Genomic DNA, 21,050 nt, shown 5'->3' with positions numbered 1-21,050 from the left:
AAGATTGGCTAACGCAGCGGCGCCGTTATATCCCCTGTTCGATGCGTTGGAGACTGCGCCTTCGCCAGATCCACCCCACCACCAGTACAACGATAGCGCCCAACACGGCGCAAGCAACTTCCCCCGCCCCTTCGCCGCCGACAAAAAGCGGTGCCACTCCCAATAACGCCAGCAACGCGTCGAGTTCCACGCCGACCGAACCATCCAAAAGACTCTGCAGCCTCGGATGAACCGCTGGATCGGTCGCGATGACGTCGCCGGCGATCCAGCCCAGCAGGGCCGCGCCGGCCCATACCAGAACCGGCAGACGATCGAGCAGCGCCATGAGCAGCGCCGCCCCGGCGACGATCAATGGAATGCTGCTTGCTAGTCCGAGGATCAGCAGCGAAATGCTGCCATTGGCGGCGGCGGCGACCGCAATCACGTTGTCAAGACTCATGACGATATCCGCGACCACCACGATTTGTACCGCGGCCCACAGATGCGACGCTGACTTGACGCCGTCCTCGTCCCTGCTTTCGGGCACCAGCAGTTTTGCGGCAATCACGATCAGCGCCAGTCCGCCGGCGAGCTTGAGGTACGGCAGTGCCATCACCGTCGCGACAACAGCGGTAAAGATGATGCGCAATACTACCGCCGCAGCCGAGCCTAGAATCATGCCCCACAGCCGCTGGCGCTGTTCCAGTCGACGACACGCCAGCGCGACCACCAGCGCGTTGTCGCCGGACAACAGCACATTGATCCAGATGATTTTAGCGAAGGCCACCCAGAATTGCGGGTGATGGATTTCAGCGTTGAATTGCGTGAATACAGCGCTGATCGCGGAAGGATTGAAAAATTCCGAGAGCCAGTTCAATCCGACCTCCACGAGCGGCTGTACTCCCCCTCGCTATCGCAAAACAGCGGGGGCGTCTGGCGGCTATTTGTCGCGAATCTGGAAGGCAGTCATGTGGGAGATTAGCGCGTCGGGCCTTGAACGGCCCGACGTGCCGTCTCATACCGCCGCAGGCGTTTCCGTCTCTTGCAACTTGCGGCGCCTCCACATCGATCCGACGATGAGCACAATGGCCGCGCCAAACAATGCGAGCACAAATTCGTCGATCTCGCCGTCGAACCGGAGATGCTCTGCAAACCCGAATAGCGATGAAGTGGTGTCGATATTCAGACTGACGTCGCCGGCGAGCAACTGGTGCAGCCGCGGGCCAATGGCGGGATCGGTCGCGATCACGCCGCCTCCGATCCAGCCCAGCAACGCCGCGCCCAGCCAAACGAGAATTGGCATCCGGTCGAGTATCATCATGATCAATGCCGCGCCGGCAATGATCATGGGAATGCTGATAGCCAGGCCCAGGATCAACAGCGGAAGCTGACCGTTCGCGGCAGCGGCGACTGCAATGACGTTGTCCAGACTCATGACGATATCTGCGATCACGACAATTCGAACGGCGTGCCAGAGACTCGTGCCCGCAGTGACGTCGTCGCCTTCATCTTCCGGTACCAGAAGCTTTGCAGCGATGGCCAGCAGTGCGAGGCCGCCGGCCAACTTCAGATACGGCAAAACCATCAACGTCGCGACGATACCGGTGAACACGATCAACAGGATCACCGCGATGCCGGCGCCGATGATCATGCCCCACAGCCGCTGCCTGGGGTGCAGTCCCCGGCACGCAAGCGCAATCACCAGCGCATTGTCGCCGGACAACAACACGTTGATCCAGATGATCTTGCCGACCGCGAGCCAAAACGCCGGCGTCTGCATGTCGGCCTGAAATTGCGTGAAAAACGCGTCGGTATTTGCGGGATCAACGACCTGCAGCAGCCAGTTCACAGCCTACCCCTTTGGCGCAAGCGGCCTCCCCGCTGCATCATCGACCAAATTGCGCGCCGACGCCGGCGCCAATCAACCGACGATTTCGTTGCCCGAGAAAAACTGGGCGATCTCGATGGCCGCGGTCTCCGGGGCATCGGAACCATGCACCGAGTTTTCGCCGATCGACTTGGCGTGCAGTTTGCGGATCGTGCCCTCGGCCGCCTTGGAAGGATCGGTCGCACCCATGACGTCGCGGTGCTTGAGCACGGCGTTCTCGCCTTCGAGAACCTGGACCACCACCGGAGCCGAAATCATGAAGTCCACCAGCTCGCCGAAGAACGGGCGTGCCTTGTGCACGGCGTAGAAGGTTTCGGCCTGCTCGCGCGTCATGCGAATGCGCTTCTGGGCGACGATCCGCAGTCCGGCCTTTTCGATCAGGGCATTGATCGCGCCCGTCAGATTGCGCGCGGTGGCGTCGGGCTTGATAATCGAAAAGGTGCGTTCAATCGCCATGATTTCTTCCTCGAGAAGCGCTGATGGGAGTTGCGGCGCTTATATCGGCGCAGCCGGCGAACGGCAAGCGATCCGACGGAATGCGTCCGCTGCCGACTGATATCAGGAATTACAGCAATTTCACAAACATGAACCCTTCCTGAAACGACCGTCCGGGCTTCGTTCAGTTTCTTGAGCCTAGGTTTTGATCGACCGAGCGGCCCCCGAGTTCAGGGCATTAGGAGCCCAACCTCACCGGTGGCGCCGACGGCGTCGAACCTCAAAGGAGAAGACCATGTTACGCAAACTCTCGCTCATCGCGGTTGCCGCGGCCTCGCTGGGCACGACCGCGCTGGCGCCGACCTCAGCCTCCGCCTTCGGCGGTCACTATGGCGGTCATGGCTGGCACGGTGGATGGCATGGCGGCTGGGGCGGTCCCCGCTTCTTTGTCGGCGGGCCGGCCTATTATGGCTATGGCTACGGCGGCTGCTATGTGCGCCGATTGGTCCCGACGCCTTGGGGACCCCGTTGGCGCCTGATCAACCGCTGCTATTGATCTGAATCGTCCGATCCCTGCCTCGAAAGCCCCGGCCCCGTCGTGCCGGGGCTTATATCTGACGGCGATCCCGTGGAACCGCCCCCAAAATTCATGCAATCTTTACTAGAAAGCCATGCAATCGGTCCCAATCGGGAAACAATTCCAGTGCCTGCGACTTGGTCCGGCATCATCTTGAATGGACATAAAGCGGAACGGAAACGAGGTCATGAACTGCCGAATCACCGACAACAGCGAAGAAATCGATCGCAAGACCAGTCGGTCGATCTGCGATGCCGTGGGCGAAAGGCTGCAAAAGGACCTTCGTCCCGTATCTTCGGGCCTTTCATCCCATCTCCAGCATCTGATGGATGAATTGCGCAAACGCGACGGCGAGGATCGTCTGAGGTCGGCGAATTAGCTGGCTGTATTTCAGCATATGTGATCGCGGAGGCGATATTTCGTTCACAAACGGGGTTGCGTTTGGCGGCGGCTCCGGTGACAACCCCGCATGCTTTCAATCACCGACATATCGGTCCGGATTGCCGGACGGCTTCTGATCGACAATAGCTCGGTACAGATCGTGCCGGGGGCACGCGTCGGCTTTGTCGGCCGCAACGGCGTCGGCAAATCGACGCTGTTTGGCGCGATCCGCGGTGAACTGCCGACCGAGTCCGGCACCATTGCCATTCCGCCACGCTGGCGCATCGGAAGCCTGGCGCAGGAAGCACCCGACGGGCCGGAAAGCCTGATCGAAGTTGTGCTCAAGGCGGACCTCGAGCGCGATGCCCTGCTGCGGGAAGCCGAGACCGCCCATGATCCCCACCGGATCGCGGAAATTCAGACCAGGCTGGTCGACATCGACGCCCATTCGGCCCCTGCCCGCGCCGCGGCGATCCTCAGCGGCCTCGGATTTTCCACCGCCGATCAGGCGCGGTCCTGTTCGGAGTTTTCCGGCGGCTGGCGGATGCGCGTTGCGCTCGCCGCCACGCTGTTCGCGGCTCCCGATCTTCTGCTGCTGGACGAGCCCACCAACTATCTCGACCTCGAAGGCACCCTGTGGCTTGAAGATCATCTGGCAAATTATCCTCGCACCGTGATCGTCATCAGCCATGATCGCGACCTGCTCGACACCTCGGTCGATCAGATCCTGCACCTCGATCGCCACAAGTTGACGCTCTATAAGGGGACCTACTCGTCGTTCGAAGAACAGCGCGCCACGCGCGAAATGCTCGATGCCAAGCACGCAAAACGGCAGGCCGACGAGCGCAAACGCCTGCAAGCCTTCGTCGATCGCTTCAAGGCCAAGGCCTCCAAAGCCCGCCAAGCCCAGTCTCGCGTCAAGATGCTGGAAAGGATGAAGCCCATCACCGCGCTGGTGACGCAGGATGTGCGCGAAATTTCATTTCCCGTCCCGGAAAAGATGCTGTCGCCGCCGATCATCGCGGTCGATGATGTCTCGGTCGGCTACGATCCGAAAAAGCCCGTGCTCAATCGCGTCACCTTGCGCATCGACACCGACGACCGCATCGCCTTGCTCGGCTCCAACGGCAACGGCAAGTCGACGCTGGTAAAGCTGCTTGCCAACAAACTGCCGCCGTTCTCCGGTCACGTCACCCGTGCCGAGAAACTCTCGGTGGGATATTTCGCGCAGCACCAGGTCGATGAGCTCAACCTCGACGGTTCGCCCTACGATCACGTTCGCAAGCTGATGCCGGATGCCCCGGAAACCAAGGTGCGCGGGCGCACCGGCGCGATCGGCTTCTCGGGCAAGGCCGGCGATACCCTCGTCAAGAGCCTGTCGGGTGGCGAAAAAGCCCGGCTGCTGCTGGGACTTGCGACTTTCTTCGGCCCCAACATGATCATCCTCGACGAGCCGACCAACCATCTGGACATCGACAGCCGTGCCGCGCTTGCGGAGGCGATCAATGAATTTCCCGGCGCAGTCATCATGGTCTCGCATGATCGCTATCTGATCGAGGCCTGCGCCGATCAATTATGGGTGGTGGCCAATCATGCGGTCACGACCTATGACGGCGACCTCGACGATTACCGGCGCATGGTATTGTCGGCGCGCGGCATGCGCACCAATTCGCGCGATCGCGGCGGCGATGAACGCGGCAACGGCCGCGACAAGCCTCAGCGCAACAAGGCTGAAAAGCGCGTACCGCTGAAACAGAAGATTTCAGACGCCGAGGCCGAGATCGCGCGCATCAACGGCATCATCGCCAAGATCGATACCGCGCTGGCGCTGCCGGACTTGTTCAAGCGCGATCCGAAGCAGGCCGCCCAGCTCAGCAAGGCGCGGGCCGGTGCAGCGAGCGCCCTGCTGCGCGCCGAGGAAGAATGGCTGGCGGCGAGTTCGCAATATGACGAAGCGACCGGCTGAGGCATTTTACCAAGACCGCGGAGCAACGTTCAGGTCGCGGCCGGCTTCTTCTTCGCCTTGGACTTTGCCGTCTTCGGCTGCTCCACCGGTTCAGGTCCGCGCTCGATCGATGTCAGGCGTCCCGCGGTGAAGGTATAGATTCCGGCGCGCTGCCCCTGCAGATAGGTGACGACCGCCACCCGATCGCCGCGCCCGTTGTTGGAGAGATTGACGCTGGCGGGCGCGCCGATGCCGCGCACGACGTCGCATTCGGTATGACCCAGCGCCACCGTTCCGGTGGTCGAGGGGACGACGGGGGCGGCCGCGGCGCCCTCGGTCAGGGCGTTGGCATCTGTGGGATTGCCGGGAGGCGCCATTCCCGCGCAATAGCCCTCCGCGGTAACCAAATCCTCGGCTGTGACCGGCTTGTTGGGCGAGAGAGGCGGCGCTTCAATGTTTCTGATGAACAGCCTGCCGGGACGCGAAAACCATTCCGCATCCTTCGACAGCAGATCCGACGAAAACATGTCGGACGCGCCCGAGCAGCCCGCGACGAGAGGGGCGAACAGCAGCAGCGCCAGCAGTCGCTTTCGATGAGAGTATTTGTCTCGCACGATGAACTAGGTTCCCACCCGGTCGCTTAAGCGCTTGTCCCACCATCACTTTGCGGCACGACCGTGACTATGCACAGTTCGCCGGCCGAAACTTCAGATTATCATTAATTGCCCGATATCGCTATTCCCGTCGCTGCCACCGGCCGCGCTCGTCGGCCTGCCAATAGGTGACCTCGAAGCCCCGCGCCTTGCAGTCGGTCCAGGCGACCCGGGCTGCCGCGAGCGCCTCGCCGTCGTCACCATTAAAGACCAGAACCATCCGATCATAGGCGTCCGAATCCGCCGGCAAGGCCGCATTGTCGATCAGAAACCTGACATTGGCCCGGTTCGGGTTCCCCTCTTCCACCGCCAGCACGATCGGCTGGTCCTGCGCATCGCCGGCGCCCGCGCGTGACACGTCGCCAGCGCGCCAAGTGGCGTGCGGTAAAAACGAATCGTCGCGATAGGTCCACAAATGCGCATCGAGCGCGTCGACGCGCTCTTGCGACGTCGACTGCACCACGACCCGCCAGCCACGCTCCAGCGATTTCTCAAGCAACGGCGGCAAGACGTTTTCGAGCGCCATGTTTTGCAGATGGTAGAAAAGGACTTCCGTCATCGCTTGGCTTCGTAATACTCCGCGACCAGCCGCTCCAGCAGGCGAACGCCAAAGCCCGAACCCCAGCTTTGATTGATTTCGGTTTTCGGGGCGCCCATCGCCGTTCCCGCGATATCGAGATGCGCCCACGGCGTGTCGTCGACGAAGCGCTGCAGGAACTGCGCGGCGGTGATCGATCCGCCGTTGCGGGTCCCGGTGTTCTTCATGTCCGCGAACTGCGAGTCGATCTGCTTGTCGTATTCCGGCCCGAGCGGCATGCGCCAGACCCGCTCGCCCGTCGCGAGCCCGACCTTGGTCAGCCGTTCGGCCAATTCGTCGTTGTTGGAAAACATTCCGGCGTATTCGGTGCCGAGCGCCACCATGATCGCGCCGGTCAGCGTCGCCAGATCGACCATGAATTTCGGCTTGAACTTCTTCGCCACGTACCAGAGCACGTCGGCCAGCACCAACCTTCCCTCGGCGTCGGTGTTGATGATCTCGATAGTCTGCCCCGACATTGACGTCACGATATCGCCCGGGCGTTGCGCGTTGCCGTCGGGCATGTTCTCGACAATGCCGATGGCGCCGACCACATTGGCTTTGGCCTTCCGCGCGGCCAGCGCCTGCATCAGCCCAACGACGCAGGCGGCGCCGCCCATGTCGCCTTTCATGTCCTCCATGCTGGCGGCACCCTTGATGGAAATGCCGCCGGTATCGAAACAGACGCCCTTGCCGACAAAGGCAACCGGCTGCTCGCCCCGCTTGCCGCCATTCCAGCGCATGATCACGGTGCGGCCGGGCTGCGTCGATCCCTGGGCGACACCGAGCAGCGCGCCCATTCCGAGCTTCGTCATGGCCTTGACGTCGAGAATCTCCACGGCAACGCCGAGCTTTCGCAGTTGGGCGGCCCGGCGGGCAAACTCCACCGGAAACAGCACATTAGGTGGCTCGTTGACGAGGTCGCGCGCGGTGATGACGCCATCGACGATGTGAGCGTCAGGGGCGAAGGCCTTTCGCACAGCGGTCACATCATCGACGGCGAGCGAAATATCGGCCCGCAGTGCGGCGTCCTCGCCGTCCTTCTTTTTGGTCTTGTAACGGTCGAACTTGTAGGCGCGCAGCCGCAACCCCGACGCGACCGCGGCCGCCTGATCGGGCTTGATAGCTCCGTCGGGTAATTCCGCGATGATGGTCACGGCATTGTTGCCCGCACGCAGTTTGCCGGCCACTACGCCACCAAGCTTGAAAAAATCGTTGTCCTTGATCGCCGAGAGCTTGCCGGCACCGACCACGATCAGCCGCGAGGCCTTTAGACCCTCGGGCTCCAGAATATCGAGCGTGGACCCGCTCTTGCCCTTGAACTGGTAGGTTTCCGCCGCCCGTTTGACGATGTTGGCCGCGGCGCCCAGCGCTTTGCGGGTCGCCGCGCCGAACTTCAACGTGTCGTCGCAGAACACCACCAAAATGGCGCCCGGGGCGGTGGAAAACGGGACGAAGCCGACCTTGACGGCGTCGGGCATAGGCAAATCCTCCAAAAATCAGGGCTGTCGCTGGTCGGGAACCCGCCGGGCGGTTTCGGAATGTTCTCTTCGGCGGTAGCTCACCTCCGTCAAGAGCACGTTCCCGGGTACTATGGCCTGTCAGCCGCTGCGCTGCCAAGCATTAGCGTGCCAAAAGGGCCACATCGGATGAATTATTAACCCTATCCTAAGGGTGCCATGGCTCAGCCATTTTGTTGACGGATCAAAGGGATGGTACTGAGAGAGTGAGCGGCCTGGACGGACCGCAGCACGACCCAAGGGGATCCTGATTTCAGGATGGGTCGCTGGCTGCAGTTCCGGGTCGTGGGGGGCGGGGATCGTGCGGTAGCGATGGGGTCGATCGACAAGTATATTTTTCGAACGACGCTGGCGTCGTTTGCGCTGGTTCTGATTAGCCTCACAGGGGTGATCTGGATTACGCAGGCGTTGCGCGGCATCGACCTGATGACCAGCCAGGGTCAGACGATCATCACCTTTCTCGGCGTCACCAGTCTGGTGATTCCGGCGCTGGTGCTGGTCATCTCGCCGATCGCGCTGATGATCGCGATCTCGCACACCCTCAACAAGCTCGCCACCGACTCAGAGATCATCGTCATGAACGCCGCCGGCCTCTCGCCGCTCCGGCTGTTCCGCCCGTTTCTCTATGCCACGCTGGTGGTGGCGATCCTGGTTGCCTTTATCGCTGCCTATCTGGCCCCCGACGGCATGCGCCGTCTGAAGCAATGGGATGCCGAAATCACCGCGGATGTGCTGACCAACATTCTCCAGCCCGGCCGATTCGCCCAGCTCGATCAGAACCTGACCATCCGGATTCGGGAGCGGCAACCGGGCGGGCTGCTGGTCGGCATCTTTATCGATGACCGGCGCGATCCAAAGGAACGTGTCAGCATTGTCGCCGACCATGGAACGGTCGTGAAGAACGGGGATGGCTCGTTTCTGATCCTCGAGGACGGAAACCTCGAGCGCTTCGAAGTCGGCAAGCACGATCCGGCGCTGGTCGCGTTCGGCCGATATGGATTCGATATGTCGAAATTCTCGAATCAGGGCCACGACGTCGCGTTGGGTATTCGCGAGCGCTACCTCTGGGAATTGCTCTCGCCGCCACCGGACGATCCGGTCTACATGCAGCTGCCCGGACAGTTTCGCGCCGAATTGCATGACCGGTTCATGGCGCCAATCTACCCGTTTGCCTTTGCAGCGCTGACCTTTGCCTTTCTCGGCGCGCCGCGCACCACGCGTCAGAGCCGTAATTTCTCGATCGGCGGTTCCATCCTCGCGGTGTTCGGACTGCGCATGGCGGGGTTTGCCTGCTCGGTCATGGCGATGAAATCGCCGCTCGCTCCGATCATTCAGTACCTGATGCTGGCGACGGCCATCGGGGCAAGCCTCTGGATCATCATCGGCGGCGTCGTGATAGAACCACCGGCTGGACTGATGGAAACCATCAACAGATCGAACGCGCGTCTTTTGCGACTTTTTGGGCGGCCCGTCACGGCATGAGCATGGTGACCAACACGCTTGGGCGATATTTTGCCGGCCGCTTTGTGGTCTCGGCGCTGGGCGTTTTCGCCAGCATCTTCGTCCTGCTGGTGCTGGTCGACTACATCGAAATGGTCAGGAAGACGTCGGGGCTGGTTTCGGTATCGGCCATCACGGTGGCGGAGACGTCGCTGTTCCGCGTGCCGCAGCTGCTCGAAAAGATGATGCCGTTTTGCATTCTGATCGGGGCGATGACCTGCTATCTGGCACTGTCGCGGCGACTGGAGCTCGTGGTCGCGCGCGCCGCCGGCGTATCCGCGTGGCAGTTCATCGCGCCGGCGCTGGTAAGCGCGATCGTGCTCGGCATCCTGGCAACGACCGTCTACAATCCGATGTCCGCCAATTTGAGCGAACTCTCCAAGCGGATGGAAGCGGAGCTGTTCGGCTCCGCGCCGGGCGGCGGCATACAGGACGCATCCGGCTTCTGGATCAATCAGGTGAACAGCGATGGCCAGGTCATCATCAACGCGGCCCGAAGCGAGCAGCAGGGCATACGGTTGACCGGCCTGACGTTGTTCCGATTCGATACCAGCTATCAGTTCAAGGAGCGGATCGAAGCACGCGAGGCGACCCTTGAGGATGGGCGCTGGGCGTTCAAATCGCTGCGCCGATACTCCCTCGACGGACCTCCGGTCGACCAGGACAGTTGGTACCTCCCGACCAGCCTGACGCCCGCCCAGGTCCGCAACAGTTTCTCCACGCCGGAGACTGTGTCTTTTTGGCAACTCCCGAGCTATATCCGGTCCTCGGAAAGCTCCGGCTTCGCGACCGCCGGCTACCGCTTGCAGTACCACAAGCTCATCGCACAGCCGTTTTTATTGGCCGCAATGGTCATGCTGGCGGCCGCCGTCAGCCTGCGCTTCTTCCGTTTCGGCGGCGTGCAGAAGATGGTTTTGAGTGGCGTGGGTGCAGGCTTTCTGCTCTACGTTCTGTCGAAAGTAACTGAAGATTTGAGCAAGGCAGAGTTGATGCATCCGATCGCTTCGGCGTGGTTGCCCGTATGCGTGGGTGGCCTCACCGGCTTTTTGGCCTTGCTGTACCAGGAGGACGGGTAGTGGCCGTAGTCGCCGCCCGCCAGTGGAGGTCGCCTGCGTTCGGGCGGCGCATTTGCATGCGCCGTTATCGGGCCCGCTTGACTGCCGTTGGCCGCCCCGTCCTTGCCCTGGTTTTCGCGTTCATGTTCGCCGCCGCGCTCGGCGTTGCGACAACGCCCCCCGCCTCAGCGCAGGGATTTACCTACAATCCGATCCCGCCCCGGCCGAAACCGCCGCGCGCTGCCAACGACGGACAGATGCTCGTCCAGGCCGTCGAGGTCGATTACGACTACAACAATTCGCGGGTCTCGGCGGTCGGCAACGTGCAGATGTTTTACAACGGCACCAGCGTCGAGGCCGACAAGGTCATCTACGATCAGAAGACCAAGCGGCTTCATGCCGAAGGCAACATTCGCATGACCGATGCGGACGGCAAGATTACCTACGCCGACATCATGGATTTGAGCGACGACTACCGCGACGGGTTCGTCGATTCGCTGCGCGTCGATACCGCGGACCAGACGCGAATGGCGGCGACGCGCGCGGAGCGCTCCACCGGCAACTACACGGTCTTCGAAAATGGCGTCTACACCGCCTGCGCCCCCTGCAGGGACGATCCGAAGAAGCCGCCATTGTGGCAGGTCAAGGGCGCGCGCATCATTCACGACCAGACCGAGAAGATGCTGTACTTCGAGAACGCGCAGCTCGAGTTCTTCGGCGTTCCGATGGCCTATCTGCCGTATTTTTCGACGCCCGATCCGACCGTGAAGCGCAAGACAGGGTTCTTGATGCCGAGCTACACCACGGTTTCGACCTATGGATTCGGCGTTGAAACCCCGTTCTATTGGGCGATCGCTCCCGACTACGACGCGACCTTCAACCCGCGCTTCACGACCAGGCAGGGCGTGCTGTTTCAGGGTGAATTCCGCCAGCGCCTGATCAATGGATCGTATCAAATCCGCGCCTATGGCATCGACCAACTCGACCCCGGAGCCTTTGCCGGTCAGCCCGGAGACCGCACCTTCCGCGGCGGCGTCGAAACCAAGGGCGATTTCACGCTGAACGATAAATGGGTTTGGGGTTGGGAAGGCGTCGCGCTCACCGACTTTATGATGCTGTATGACTACAGGCTGGCCCAGTACAAGGATCCGGTGCAATCGTTCCTGACCCTGCCGACGGAAGCGGTTTCCCAGCTCTATCTGACCGGCGTCGGCAATCGCAGCTACTTCGACGCACGCGCGATCTACTATCTCAGCCTTTCCGGCCTTCAGTCTCAGGTGCCCGTCATTGCGCCGGTCGTCGACTATTCGAACGTGCTCAACTATTCGTTCCTGGGCGGAGAGGTCAGCTATAAGACGAACTTCACCAACCTGAACCGCGAAACCGCGGTTTTCGATCCGATCACGACAGTCGCCGCCGCCGACGGCACATGCGTGTCATCAAATTCAGCCGATACGGCCAAGAGTATCGTGCCCGCGAACTGCCTGCTTCGGGGCATGCCCGGCACCTATGCGCGATTGACGGGCGAAGCGGATTGGCGCCGATCGTTCACCGATTCCTGGGGTGAAATCTGGACGCCGTTTGCCAGCATCCGCGCTGATGCGATCGACGCCGATATCTCGAACCAGCCGGGGGTTGCGAACTTTCTCCCCGTTGGCAACACGCAAGCCCTGCGCGTAATGCCCACGATCGGCCTCGAATATCGCTATCCCTTCATCAACGTTCAGCCCTGGGGCAGCACCACGGTAGAGCCGATCGCTCAGGTGATCATTCGTCCCAATGAACCCTATGCCGGCAAGCTTCCCAATGAAGACGCGCAGAGCCTGACCTTCGACACCAGCAATCTGTTCAGTGTCGACAAATTCTCGGGCTATGACCGCGTCGAAGGCGGCGGCCGCGCCAATGTTGGCGTGCAGACGACCACCCAATTCGACCGTGGCGGCTCCGTTACTGCGGTGTTCGGGCAGTCCTATCAGCTGTTCGGCCTGAATTCCTACGCGGTAGCCGACATGACCAATACCGGGCTGGATTCCGGTCTGCAGACTCCGAAATCCGATTACGTCGCCAGCGTCGCCTATTCGCCGAACAGAACCTATACTTTCAGCACACGCGCGCGACTCGACCAGGCGACCGGGAGCGTCCAGCGCTTCGAGGCTGAAGCCCGCGCCAACTTCGATCGCTGGTCGGTCAGCATGTTGTATGGCGACTACGCCGCTCAGCCGGAAATCGGATATTTGACGCGCCGCGAAGGTATTCTCGGCAGCGCTTCGGCCAAGGTGGCGGCGAACTGGGTGGTGACCGGATCCGCCCGTTGGGATCTGGTAGCGAACCAGCTCAACCAATATGTCATCGGCGCCGGCTATGTCGACGACTGCTTCGTGCTGGCCGTCAACTACGTCACCTCCTTCAACTACGCCACGACCACCTCGCCGGCGGTTCTTGGGCACGCTTACATGCTGCAGATCGGCCTGCGGACGCTTGCCACCACGGCTTCGCAATAAACCCGGCGGCGACTCGCTACTGGAGGAAGAATTCCCGGTATGTCGCCGCTTCAATTGGAATCGTTTGATACAGCGAACATGATCATGACGACCACATCCCCTCTCCGCCTGTCGCCTCGCATCCTGGGTTGTGTCGCGGCGCTGCTTTTGATGGGTTGCGGATCGCCGTTGCATGCGCAGACCGTCGCGGTCATGGTCAACGGCGAACCCATCACCAACTACGATATCGAACAGCGCAGCAAGCTGGACTTTCTGTCGACTCACAAACCCGTCGTGCGACAGCAGGTGATCGACGAGCTGATCGATGAAAAGGTGAAGATCAAGGAAGGAAAGAAATTCGGCGTCGAGCCCACCGCTTCCGATGTCGATCAGTCTTTTGCGGCGATGAGTTCGCGGATGCGGATCACGCCGGAGCAACTGACAAAATCCCTCGAAAGCCAGGGGATTCGGCCCGACACACTGAAGGACCGCATGAAGGCCGAGATGGTTTGGACCAGCCTGGTCCGCGGGCGATTCAAGGAGAGCCTTCAGGTCGGTGAAAAGGAAGTCGCCGCCGCCGTTCAGGTCAGCGGTGGCGACGAGAAGCCGGAAGCCGAGAGCTTCGAATACAAGATGCAGCCGATCGTCTTGATCGTGCCACGAGGATCCGCGCCGGCCGCCGTCGAGGCAAGGCAAAAGGAGGCCGAAGCCCTGCGCAGCCGCGTGCAAACCTGCGATGAGGCCAACGCTTTCTTCAAGTCCATGCAAAATGCCGCCATACGCGAGCCGGTGACCAAGACCTCGGCCGACATACCGCCGGTTCTTCGCCAAGTGCTCGACAGCACTCCGATCGGCCATTTGACCCCGCCCGAGATCACCAAGCAGGGCGTGGAGATGGTCGCGCTGTGCGGGAGGAAGCCGACCACCGTCGATACGCCGAAAAAGAAGGAAATCCGGGACAAGATGTACGCCGAGAAATACGAGGCGAAGTCGAAATGGTATCTGCAGGAATGCCGCAAAGCTGCGATGATCGAATACCGTTGACGCATGGCCAAGCCCCTCGCGCTGACCCTAGGCGAACCCGCGGGTATCGGGCCCGACATCACCATCCAGGCGTGGCTGCGCCGCGATGAGCTGAAGCTCCCGGCGTTCTACCTGCTCGGCGATCGCGACTTCCTTGGTAGCCGGGCGAAGGCGCTCGGACTGAAGGTCAAGCTCGCCGACGTTCGCGCCGAAGACGCCCTCGCTACGTTCGCAGAGGCCTTGCCGGTCGTCGCCACCGGCCATCCTGCGACGGCGCGGCCCGGTCAACCCGACAACACCAGCGCGGACGCCGCCATGGCCTCGATTCGTCAGGCGGTCGGCGACGTCATCGCCGGACGGGCCAGCGCGGTTGTCACCAATCCGATTGCCAAGAGCGTTCTGTACCGCGCCGGATTCCGGCATCCCGGCCATACCGAATTTCTCGCCGAACTCGCGGCGTCCGGAGGCCATACGCCGCAGCCGGTGATGATGCTGTGGTCCCCTGCCCTCGTCGTCGTGCCGGTGACGATTCACCTTTCGTTGCGTGATGCGATCGAGCGGCTGTCGACCGACCTGATCGTGACGACCGCTCGCATCGCGGTGGCGGCTTTGAAAGCCCGCTTCGGCCTCGCCTGTCCGCGCCTCGCGGTATCCGGCCTCAATCCGCATGCCGGCGAAGACGGCTCGCTCGGCACCGAGGACCAGAGGATCGTGGCACCGGCCATCGAAATCCTGCGCGGCTACGGCATCGAAATCAGGGGGCCGCTGCCGGCCGACACCATGTTCCACGATGCCGCGCGCAAAACCTATGACTGCGCAATCTGCATGTATCACGATCAGGCGCTGATCCCGGTCAAGACGCTGGCATTCGAGGAGGCGGTCAACGTCACGCTGGGATTGCCGTTCATTCGCACATCGCCCGATCATGGCACGGCCTTCGACATTGCCGGCACCGGCCGGGCCGATCCGTCGAGCCTGATCGCGGCATTGCGGCTGGCCGCCCGCATGGCGGCGACCCCGCCGGCATGAGCGCGATCGACGACCTTCCGCCGCTTCGCGAGGTCATTCGCCAGCACGCCCTGTCGGCCCGCAAATCGCTGGGTCAGAATTTCCTGCTCGACCTCAACCTCACCGCGCGGATCGCACGCGCCGCGGGCCCGCTCGAAGATGCTACCGTGATCGAGATCGGCCCCGGTCCCGGCGGGCTGACGCGCGCGCTGCTGGCGCTGGGCGCGCGTCGCGTCATCGCCGTGGAACGCGACCAGCGGGCGCTGGCGGCGCTTGAGGAGATCTCGAGGCGATACCCGGGTCGGCTGGAGATCATCTGCGCCGACGCCCAGCATTTCGATCCACGGCCGCTGCTCGGCGGTACGCCGGCTAAAATCGTCGCCAACCTGCCCTACAACATCGCGACCGCGCTGCTGATCGACTGGCTGTCGATCGAGCCATGGCCGCCCTGGTACGACATGATGGTGCTGATGTTTCAGCGCGAAGTCGCCGAGCGGATTGTCGCTCGCGAAAACGATGAAGCCTATGGGCGGCTCGGCGTGCTCGCGAACTGGCGCGCCGAGACAAAAATCCTGTTCGACATTTCTCCGGCCGCCTTCGTGCCGCAGCCCAAGGTCACCTCGTCTGTGGTCCGCCTGGTGCCCCGCAGCGCGCCGGAGCCGTGCGACCGCCGCGCGCTGGAACAGGTTGCGGCGGCGGCGTTCGGTCAGCGGCGAAAAATGCTGCGGCAAAGTCTCAAATCGCTGGCGGTCGATCCGGCCCGGCTCGCGGCGGCAGCGCATATCGATTTGACCCGGCGCGCCGAGACCGTTCCGGTCAGCGGCTTTGTTGCCATGGCGCGCGAATTGACCGATATACGAACACAAAAGTGAACGCGCTCTAAGGAGAAACCACCATGGCGCTCATGCGTCGCCAGTCGCTCGTCAAATTCGATGCACCGTTGTGTGAAACCATCGTCGAGACGCCGAAGCCGCAGGCCAGGGAAGTCCTGGTCCGGATCGAACGTTGCGGGCTGTGCCATTCCGACCTGCATATCCAGGACGGTTATGCCGACCTCGGTGGCGGCAAGAAGCTTGATACCACCCGTGGCATGGTTCTGCCGTTCACGCTCGGACACGAGATTGCCGGGATCGTCGAGGAAGTCGGCCCGGACGTTTCGAAGGAACTGATCGGCGCCAAAAAAGCGGTGTTCCCGTGGATCGGTTGCGGACAGTGCCGCGACTGCCTGAACGGTGATGAGAATCTCTGCGTGAAGCAGCGTTTTCTCGGCGTCGCCATCGACGGTGGTTTCGCCAGCCATGTGCTGGTGCCGGACGCCAAATACCTGCTGGATTACGATCCCTTGCCGGTCAATCAGGCGGCGACCCTGATGTGCTCGGGCGTGACCGCCTATGGCGCGCTGAAACGCCTGGTCGACCGTCCGCGGCAGCGCAATCTCCTGCTGATCGGTCTTGGCGGCGTCGGCATGATGGGGCTTTCTTTCGCGCAAGCCATGTTCGAGCAGAAGATCTCGGTGGCGGATCTGAGCCCCGCTGCGCGCGAGGCGGCGTTGAAAAACGGCGCCGCGGACGCCTACGATCCTTCCGAGGCCGACGTGGTCAAGCGCATCATCCGGGAAACCGAAGGCGGGTTCGACGAGATCGTCGATTTTGCCGGCAACGAGAAATCGATGGCCTTTGCGGTTGCCGTACTGGCGCGCGGCGGCAAGATCGTGGTTTCCGGATTGATGGGCGGCAATTTCAGCCTGCCCATGGTACAATGGATCTACAAGCGGATGACCATCGAGGGCTTCATGGTCGGAACCTTGGCCGAAGCGCATGAACTGATGGCGCTCGCGCGCGCCGGCAAGATCAAGCCGACGCCCATGAAAGAGGAACCGATGGGCGACGTCCAGAAATGGATCGACGAGTTGCGGGCCGGCAAAGTCGTGGGGCGCATCGTGCTGAAAAACTGAGGCGGAGCAGCTCGCAAGCCTCGCCAAAGAGGCAGAGTGCCACGTAAGCCTCACCTGGACAGGGAGGATTCTGATGGCCTGGAGGAATCGTTCGACGCTGGGAGCTTTGGCGGCGCTTGTACTTGCCGCGACGCCGGCCTTGGCCCAGAAACAGTACGGCCCCGGCGTCACCGACACCGAAATCAAGATCGGCACCACCACGCCCTATAGCGGCCCGGCGTCGGCCTATTCGGCGGGCGCGGTCTCCGCTACCGCCTATTTCACGATGATCAACGAACAAGGCGGCGTGAATGGCCGCAAGATCAATTTCATCAGCCTTGACGACGCCTACAGCCCGCCGAAAACGGTGGAGCAGATCAGACGCCTCGTCGAAAGCGACGAGGTCCTGTTTCTGGTCAATCCCGTGGGCACCGCGACCAACATGGCCGTGCTCAAATACGTCAACCAGAAAAAAGTGCCGCACCTTTTCATCGGCTCTGGCGCAACGATCTTCAATGATCCCGAGCATTATCCGTGGACGATGAGCTGGACACCGCATTACGCGTCGGAAGGCGAGATCTACGCCAAGTACATTCTTTCGGTGAAGCCTGACGCCAAGATCGCCATCCTGTCGCAGAACGACGATCTCGGCCGCGACTACCTGCTCGGAATCAAGCGCGGGCTCGGCGACAAGGCCTCTACAATGATCGTGGCATCGCTGACTTACAACACCAGCGACCCGACCGTCGATTCCCAGGTGGTCTCGCTGAAGGCTTCGGGCGCCGACGTGTTTTTCATCCTCGCGGTACCCAAATTCTCCGCGCAGGCCATTCGCAAGGCCTACGACATCGACTGGCATCCGCAGGAATTCGTCGACAGCGTCGGCTCATCGATTGCCGGCGCGATCAGGCCGGCCGGGTTTGAAGCCGCCAAGGGCATCATCTCCGCGGCCTATCAAAAAGATCCGGCGGATCCGCAGTGGAAAGACGATCCGGCCATGAAGGCCTGGAACGTGTGGATGGACAAGTACAACCCGCATGTCGACAAGAGCGATTACTATGCGCCCTACGGCTACAATATCGGTTTCGCCGTGGTGCAGATCCTCAGGCAGTGCGGCGATAATCTGACGCGCGAGAATATCATGAAGCAAGCCTCTCATCTGGATATGGAACTGCCGTTGCTGCTGCCCGGGATCCGCCTCAATACCACCCCGGCGGATCTGCGTCCGATCAAGCAGATGCGGCTGGTGCGCTTCGACGGCGAGCGCTACGTGCTGTTCAGCGACGTGCTCGCGAGCGAGTAACGTCGCGTTTGCAAAAAGCGCGGCGGTATTTTTTCGCTATTTCTCAAGCTTCCACGGGCCTTCGCGGTGTGACCGCAGGCCCAAATTAAGCCCCATCCCCTCCGGAATTGCGGCTCATTGCGACCCAAGTCTTTGCGGAGATTTGGAGCGTGAAATGTTGCGTAGCGTGACCGGAGATGCACATGCCAAAGCGAACCGCGAAATTCGTGTCTGCAATCTTCGCCAGCTTTCTCGCGTCCACCCCGCTCGCAGCCCAAACGGTCGCCGCGGCGCCTGCGGCCGACGACTGCCTATCGGGTCCGAAGGGTCAAACGCCTGCGGGCGGCCACTGGTATTACCGCGTCGAGCGTGTCACCAAACGCCATTGCTGGTACCTCGGCGACGAGCACGAAAAGCCTGCGCAAACCGCCGCATCGAATCCCGCGCAAGCCGCCGCACCGGATCCCACGCAAACCGCCGCAGCGAATCCCGCTCCAGCCGCTCCCGTTCTATCCGCGAAGCCGACTGCGGTAAAAACAGAAACATCGATAGCGGACGCTCACGCGGAACTGCCCGCGCAGCCGCCCGTCGAACCGCAGCGCCGCGGCAACGCGCTCGCGCAGGCGATGCCGGCGAATGCGGCGGTCACGCAAAACAACGGGACCACCAGCACGGGAGACAAAGCGACGCGGCCATCGATCGTCGCGTCGCGCTGGCCGCAATCGTCGGGTGACAATCCCCCGACCGACGTAGCGGCAAACCAGGTAGCGGCAAACCAGCCCGATCCCGCCGCCCCCGCGAGCCCACCCTCACGAAGTCAGCCATCATCGGTCCTTGCCGCCGAACCGTTCGCGGCGGCAGACGCGTCATCGGCGACGCCGACCTATTCGGTGCAGATGCTGCTGGCCGCGATCATCGCCGCGCTGGCGTTGGCCGGCGTCATCGGAGGCGTCATCTTCAAGTTCGGCCGCGCACGACGTCCCCTAGAGGCCAGGATTCGCGAGCGTCGCGGCGCGATCTGGGAACAGGCAAATATCGATGACAGGACGCCGTCGGCCGAGCCAGCAGCGCGTGCTCTCGGGCGCCGTCCCGAGTTCGCCCGCGACCTTCGTCAAGCCAATGACCGGGACGACAGGGTTGCGGAATTTTACTCGGAAATACGCAAGCTGACCCCGCGCTGAGGCCTCGCTACTTCTCCAGCTGCCGCTGCAACTCCCGCACGAACGTCGTCAAACCCGTACGGCGTTCGCGTTTCAGCCGCTCGGCCTTCAGGATCGACTGCACTTCGGCAAACGCTTCATCGATATCGTAATTGATCACGATGTAGTCGTACTCAGCCCAATGGCTCATTTCATGGCTGGCGCGGCTCATCCGTCCCCGGATGACCTCATCGGAATCCTGCGCACGGGAGTGCAGGCGTTTTTCCAGGTCGACGGCGGACGGCGGCAGGATGAACACGCTGACGACGTCGGCCCGCGCCTTTTCCCGCAATTGCTGGGTGCCCTGCCAGTCAATGTCGAACAATACGTCCTGCCCCGCCGACAACGCCATTTCGACCGGCGCACGCGGCGTGCCGTAGCGATTGCTGAACACGGTCGCCCATTCGAGCAACTCGTTTCGCTTGACCATCTGTTCGAATCTGGATTTGTCGACAAACGAATAGTCGCGGCCGTCGACTTCGCCGGGCCGCATCGGCCGCGTGGTCGCCGACACCGACATCTTCAGGCCTGGCATCCGCTCGATCAGCAGCCGCGACAGTGTGGTCTTCCCCGCGCCCGACGGCGACGACAGCACGAACATCAGTCCGCGCCGCTCAACCCCATCGAAGCCGTGGCCGCCAGCCGTCATGTCTCACTCCAGATTCTGAACCTGCTCGCGGAATTGCTCGACCACGTTCTTCATTTCGAGGCCGGTGTTGGTCAATTCGAGATCGTTCGACTTGGAGCAGCAGGTATTGACCTCGCGGTTGAACTCCTGCGCCAGGAAATCGAGCCGCCGTCCGACCGGACCGCCCTTGCCGATCATCTCGCGGGCCTGCGAGATGTGCGAAGCAATGCGATCGAGTTCTTCGCGAATGTCGGCCTTCGCCGCGATCATGATCGCTTCCTGACTGAGCCGATCCGGGTCGAAGCGATCGGACGATTCGAGCAGTGCCGCGATCTGCTCGGCAAGCCGCGCCTTGATCGCATCGGGCTTGCGGCCGGGAGCGGCCTCGGCCCTCTTCGCCAGCAGCTCGATCTCGTCCATGCGCTGTGAAAGAACCTGCCCGAGCGTCAGGCCCTCGCGCTGACGCATTGCGACGAGCTCCGAGAGCGCCTGGTCGAACGCCGCCGCGGCGGCGGCCTTCGCGGCCTTGTCTTCGGCCTCGTCGCTTTCCGGCTCAACCACCTCGATGACGCCCTTGATCCCCAACAGCCCATCGATGCTCGGCGCCACCGCATCGATCTTGCCGGCGAGAACCCCCGCCACCTTTATGATCGACGCCAGCACCTCTTCATTGATGCGGATCGTCGAGACCGAGCTGGCGCGCTTGACGTTCAGATTGGCGTACACCGTGCCGCGCGACAGCACTTCGCCGGCGCGTTTCTTGGCGAAGGCTTCGAGTTCGTCCCATCCAGGCGGCAGCCGCATGCGCAGGTCGAAGCCTTTGGCGTTGACCGACTTCAATTCCCATTCGAACACGTAGGGTCCGCTGGCGCCGTGGCTTCGGGCAAAGCCGGTCATGCTCGACAACGCCATCGTGTGAATTTCTCCGGCAGTTACGGGTGTGAGATTCGCCAGCAACGAACTGCGCGAGCTTAGCGTGTATTGCGC

20 protein-coding genes are annotated in these 21,050 nt (G+C 62.1%); 12 read left to right on the top strand and 8 right to left on the bottom strand.

Annotated features, from left to right (window positions below; all coding sequences use genetic code 11):
- Nucleotides 1-25: 25 nt before the first annotated feature.
- From B5527_RS15930 to ndk, 3 genes are all read right to left on the bottom strand, one after another.
- The gene (locus B5527_RS15930; RefSeq protein ID WP_079607311.1) at nucleotides 26-856 is read right to left on the bottom strand and encodes a TerC family protein; all 831 of its coding nucleotides are present in this window, start codon (nucleotides 854-856) and stop codon (nucleotides 26-28) included.
- 138 nt (nucleotides 857-994) lie between these two features.
- Nucleotides 995-1,828 carry a YjbE family putative metal transport protein gene (locus B5527_RS15925; protein WP_079602350.1) on the bottom strand — a complete coding sequence of 278 codons (834 nt, stop codon included), beginning with the start codon at nucleotides 1,826-1,828 and terminating at the stop codon, nucleotides 995-997.
- Nucleotides 1,829-1,900: 72 nt separating this feature from the next.
- Nucleotides 1,901-2,323 carry a nucleoside-diphosphate kinase gene (ndk, locus tag B5527_RS15920; RefSeq protein WP_079602349.1) on the bottom strand — a complete coding sequence of 141 codons (423 nt, stop codon included), beginning with the start codon at nucleotides 2,321-2,323 and terminating at the stop codon, nucleotides 1,901-1,903.
- 274 nt (nucleotides 2,324-2,597) lie between these two features.
- Here ndk and B5527_RS15915 point away from each other — a divergent pair, with 274 nt between their 5' ends.
- The 3 genes from B5527_RS15915 to B5527_RS15905 all read left to right on the top strand — a co-directional run bounded on the left by B5527_RS15915 (nucleotide 2,598) and on the right by B5527_RS15905 (nucleotide 5,226).
- A complete protein-coding gene (locus tag B5527_RS15915) occupies nucleotides 2,598-2,858 on the top strand; it encodes a sulfur globule protein precursor (protein WP_079602347.1) in 261 nt (86 codons plus the stop codon).
- A gap of 208 nt (nucleotides 2,859-3,066) precedes the next feature.
- A complete protein-coding gene (locus tag B5527_RS15910; protein WP_079607310.1) occupies nucleotides 3,067-3,258 on the top strand; it encodes a hypothetical protein in 192 nt (63 codons plus the stop codon).
- A 90-nt stretch (nucleotides 3,259-3,348) separates the two neighbouring features.
- The gene (locus tag B5527_RS15905; RefSeq protein ID WP_079602346.1) at nucleotides 3,349-5,226 is read left to right on the top strand and encodes an ABC-F family ATP-binding cassette domain-containing protein; all 1,878 of its coding nucleotides are present in this window, start codon (nucleotides 3,349-3,351) and stop codon (nucleotides 5,224-5,226) included.
- 29 nt (nucleotides 5,227-5,255) lie between these two features.
- On the opposite strand, the gene B5527_RS15900 is transcribed toward B5527_RS15905, so the two are convergent.
- The 3 genes from B5527_RS15900 to B5527_RS15890 form a co-directional block, all read right to left on the bottom strand.
- Nucleotides 5,256-5,819 (bottom strand): hypothetical protein, encoded by a 564-nt coding sequence (locus B5527_RS15900; protein ID WP_425305075.1) that lies wholly within the window; start codon nucleotides 5,817-5,819, stop codon nucleotides 5,256-5,258.
- Nucleotides 5,820-5,940: 121 nt separating this feature from the next.
- Nucleotides 5,941-6,417: a DNA polymerase III subunit chi gene (locus tag B5527_RS15895; RefSeq protein WP_079602344.1), complete on the bottom strand. Its 477-nt coding sequence runs from the start codon at nucleotides 6,415-6,417 to the stop codon at nucleotides 5,941-5,943.
- Nucleotides 6,414-7,916, bottom strand: a complete 1,503-nt coding sequence (locus tag B5527_RS15890; RefSeq protein ID WP_079602343.1) for a leucyl aminopeptidase — start codon at nucleotides 7,914-7,916, stop codon at nucleotides 6,414-6,416. The genes B5527_RS15895 and B5527_RS15890 overlap by 4 nt, the downstream gene beginning before the upstream one ends.
- Before the next feature lie 351 nt (nucleotides 7,917-8,267).
- Here B5527_RS15890 and lptF point away from each other — a divergent pair, with 351 nt between their 5' ends.
- From lptF to B5527_RS15845, 9 genes are all read left to right on the top strand, one after another.
- Nucleotides 8,268-9,437: an LPS export ABC transporter permease LptF gene (gene lptF, locus B5527_RS15885; RefSeq protein ID WP_079607308.1), complete on the top strand. Its 1,170-nt coding sequence runs from the start codon at nucleotides 8,268-8,270 to the stop codon at nucleotides 9,435-9,437.
- Nucleotides 9,434-10,531 carry an LPS export ABC transporter permease LptG gene (gene lptG / locus B5527_RS15880; RefSeq protein ID WP_079602341.1) on the top strand — a complete coding sequence of 366 codons (1,098 nt, stop codon included), beginning with the start codon at nucleotides 9,434-9,436 and terminating at the stop codon, nucleotides 10,529-10,531. The genes lptF and lptG overlap by 4 nt, the downstream gene beginning before the upstream one ends.
- Nucleotides 10,532-10,587: 56 nt before the next feature.
- A complete protein-coding gene (locus B5527_RS15875) occupies nucleotides 10,588-13,011 on the top strand; it encodes an LPS-assembly protein LptD (RefSeq protein ID WP_425305074.1) in 2,424 nt (807 codons plus the stop codon).
- An 84-nt stretch (nucleotides 13,012-13,095) separates the two neighbouring features.
- Entirely contained in the window at nucleotides 13,096-14,034 is a 939-nt protein-coding gene (locus B5527_RS15870; protein ID WP_079607307.1) for a SurA N-terminal domain-containing protein, read from the top strand.
- 3 nt (nucleotides 14,035-14,037) lie between these two features.
- Nucleotides 14,038-15,042: a 4-hydroxythreonine-4-phosphate dehydrogenase PdxA gene (gene pdxA / locus B5527_RS15865; RefSeq protein WP_079602338.1), complete on the top strand. Its 1,005-nt coding sequence runs from the start codon at nucleotides 14,038-14,040 to the stop codon at nucleotides 15,040-15,042.
- A complete protein-coding gene (rsmA, locus tag B5527_RS15860; protein WP_079602337.1) occupies nucleotides 15,039-15,893 on the top strand; it encodes a 16S rRNA (adenine(1518)-N(6)/adenine(1519)-N(6))-dimethyltransferase RsmA in 855 nt (284 codons plus the stop codon). Before pdxA ends, rsmA begins: the two co-directional genes overlap by 4 nt.
- A gap of 23 nt (nucleotides 15,894-15,916) precedes the next feature.
- A complete protein-coding gene (locus tag B5527_RS15855) occupies nucleotides 15,917-16,975 on the top strand; it encodes an alcohol dehydrogenase (protein WP_079602335.1) in 1,059 nt (352 codons plus the stop codon).
- A gap of 73 nt (nucleotides 16,976-17,048) precedes the next feature.
- A complete protein-coding gene (locus B5527_RS15850) occupies nucleotides 17,049-18,257 on the top strand; it encodes an ABC transporter substrate-binding protein (protein ID WP_079602334.1) in 1,209 nt (402 codons plus the stop codon).
- A gap of 182 nt (nucleotides 18,258-18,439) precedes the next feature.
- Nucleotides 18,440-19,417, top strand: a complete 978-nt coding sequence (locus B5527_RS15845) for a hypothetical protein (protein ID WP_154072275.1) — start codon at nucleotides 18,440-18,442, stop codon at nucleotides 19,415-19,417.
- A gap of 7 nt (nucleotides 19,418-19,424) precedes the next feature.
- Here B5527_RS15845 and gmk read toward each other — a convergent pair whose 3' ends face one another.
- Together gmk and B5527_RS15835 are read right to left on the bottom strand one after the other, a co-directional pair.
- The gene (gene gmk, locus B5527_RS15840; RefSeq protein WP_079602331.1) at nucleotides 19,425-20,084 is read right to left on the bottom strand and encodes a guanylate kinase; all 660 of its coding nucleotides are present in this window, start codon (nucleotides 20,082-20,084) and stop codon (nucleotides 19,425-19,427) included.
- Between the two features lie 3 nt (nucleotides 20,085-20,087).
- Complete coding sequence (locus B5527_RS15835) at nucleotides 20,088-20,975, bottom strand: YicC/YloC family endoribonuclease (RefSeq protein WP_079602329.1); 888 nt, start codon at nucleotides 20,973-20,975, stop codon at nucleotides 20,088-20,090.
- Between the last annotated feature and the right edge of the window lie 75 nt (nucleotides 20,976-21,050).

Source organism: Bradyrhizobium erythrophlei, assembly GCF_900129425.1.
Taxonomy (GTDB): Bacteria; Pseudomonadota; Alphaproteobacteria; order Rhizobiales; family Xanthobacteraceae; genus Bradyrhizobium; species Bradyrhizobium erythrophlei_C.
Note: the sequence above shows the minus strand (reverse complement) of the source record. Positions and strands in the feature narration are given on the sequence as shown.

Excerpts from the sequence above, each read along its gene's own strand:
- ndk (WP_079602349.1), bottom strand. The coding sequence starts at position 2,323 with ATGGCGATTGAACGCACCTTTTCGATTATCAAGCCCGACGCCACCGCG.
- B5527_RS15915 (WP_079602347.1), top strand. The coding sequence starts at position 2,598 with ATGTTACGCAAACTCTCGCTCATCGCGGTTGCCGCGGCCTCGCTGGGC.
- B5527_RS15910 (WP_079607310.1), top strand. The coding sequence starts at position 3,067 with ATGAACTGCCGAATCACCGACAACAGCGAAGAAATCGATCGCAAGACC.
- B5527_RS15905 (WP_079602346.1), top strand. The coding sequence starts at position 3,349 with ATGCTTTCAATCACCGACATATCGGTCCGGATTGCCGGACGGCTTCTG.
- B5527_RS15895 (WP_079602344.1), bottom strand. The coding sequence starts at position 6,417 with ATGACGGAAGTCCTTTTCTACCATCTGCAAAACATGGCGCTCGAAAAC.
- B5527_RS15890 (WP_079602343.1), bottom strand. The coding sequence starts at position 7,916 with ATGCCCGACGCCGTCAAGGTCGGCTTCGTCCCGTTTTCCACCGCCCCG.
- lptF (WP_079607308.1), top strand. The coding sequence starts at position 8,268 with ATGGGGTCGATCGACAAGTATATTTTTCGAACGACGCTGGCGTCGTTT.
- lptG (WP_079602341.1), top strand. The coding sequence starts at position 9,434 with ATGAGCATGGTGACCAACACGCTTGGGCGATATTTTGCCGGCCGCTTT.
- B5527_RS15875 (WP_425305074.1), top strand. The coding sequence starts at position 10,588 with ATGCGCCGTTATCGGGCCCGCTTGACTGCCGTTGGCCGCCCCGTCCTT.
- B5527_RS15870 (WP_079607307.1), top strand. The coding sequence starts at position 13,096 with ATGACGACCACATCCCCTCTCCGCCTGTCGCCTCGCATCCTGGGTTGT.
- pdxA (WP_079602338.1), top strand. The coding sequence starts at position 14,038 with ATGGCCAAGCCCCTCGCGCTGACCCTAGGCGAACCCGCGGGTATCGGG.
- rsmA (WP_079602337.1), top strand. The coding sequence starts at position 15,039 with ATGAGCGCGATCGACGACCTTCCGCCGCTTCGCGAGGTCATTCGCCAG.
- B5527_RS15855 (WP_079602335.1), top strand. The coding sequence starts at position 15,917 with ATGGCGCTCATGCGTCGCCAGTCGCTCGTCAAATTCGATGCACCGTTG.
- B5527_RS15850 (WP_079602334.1), top strand. The coding sequence starts at position 17,049 with ATGGCCTGGAGGAATCGTTCGACGCTGGGAGCTTTGGCGGCGCTTGTA.
- B5527_RS15845 (WP_154072275.1), top strand. The coding sequence starts at position 18,440 with ATGCCAAAGCGAACCGCGAAATTCGTGTCTGCAATCTTCGCCAGCTTT.
- gmk (WP_079602331.1), bottom strand. The coding sequence starts at position 20,084 with ATGACGGCTGGCGGCCACGGCTTCGATGGGGTTGAGCGGCGCGGACTG.
- B5527_RS15835 (WP_079602329.1), bottom strand. The coding sequence starts at position 20,975 with ATGGCGTTGTCGAGCATGACCGGCTTTGCCCGAAGCCACGGCGCCAGC.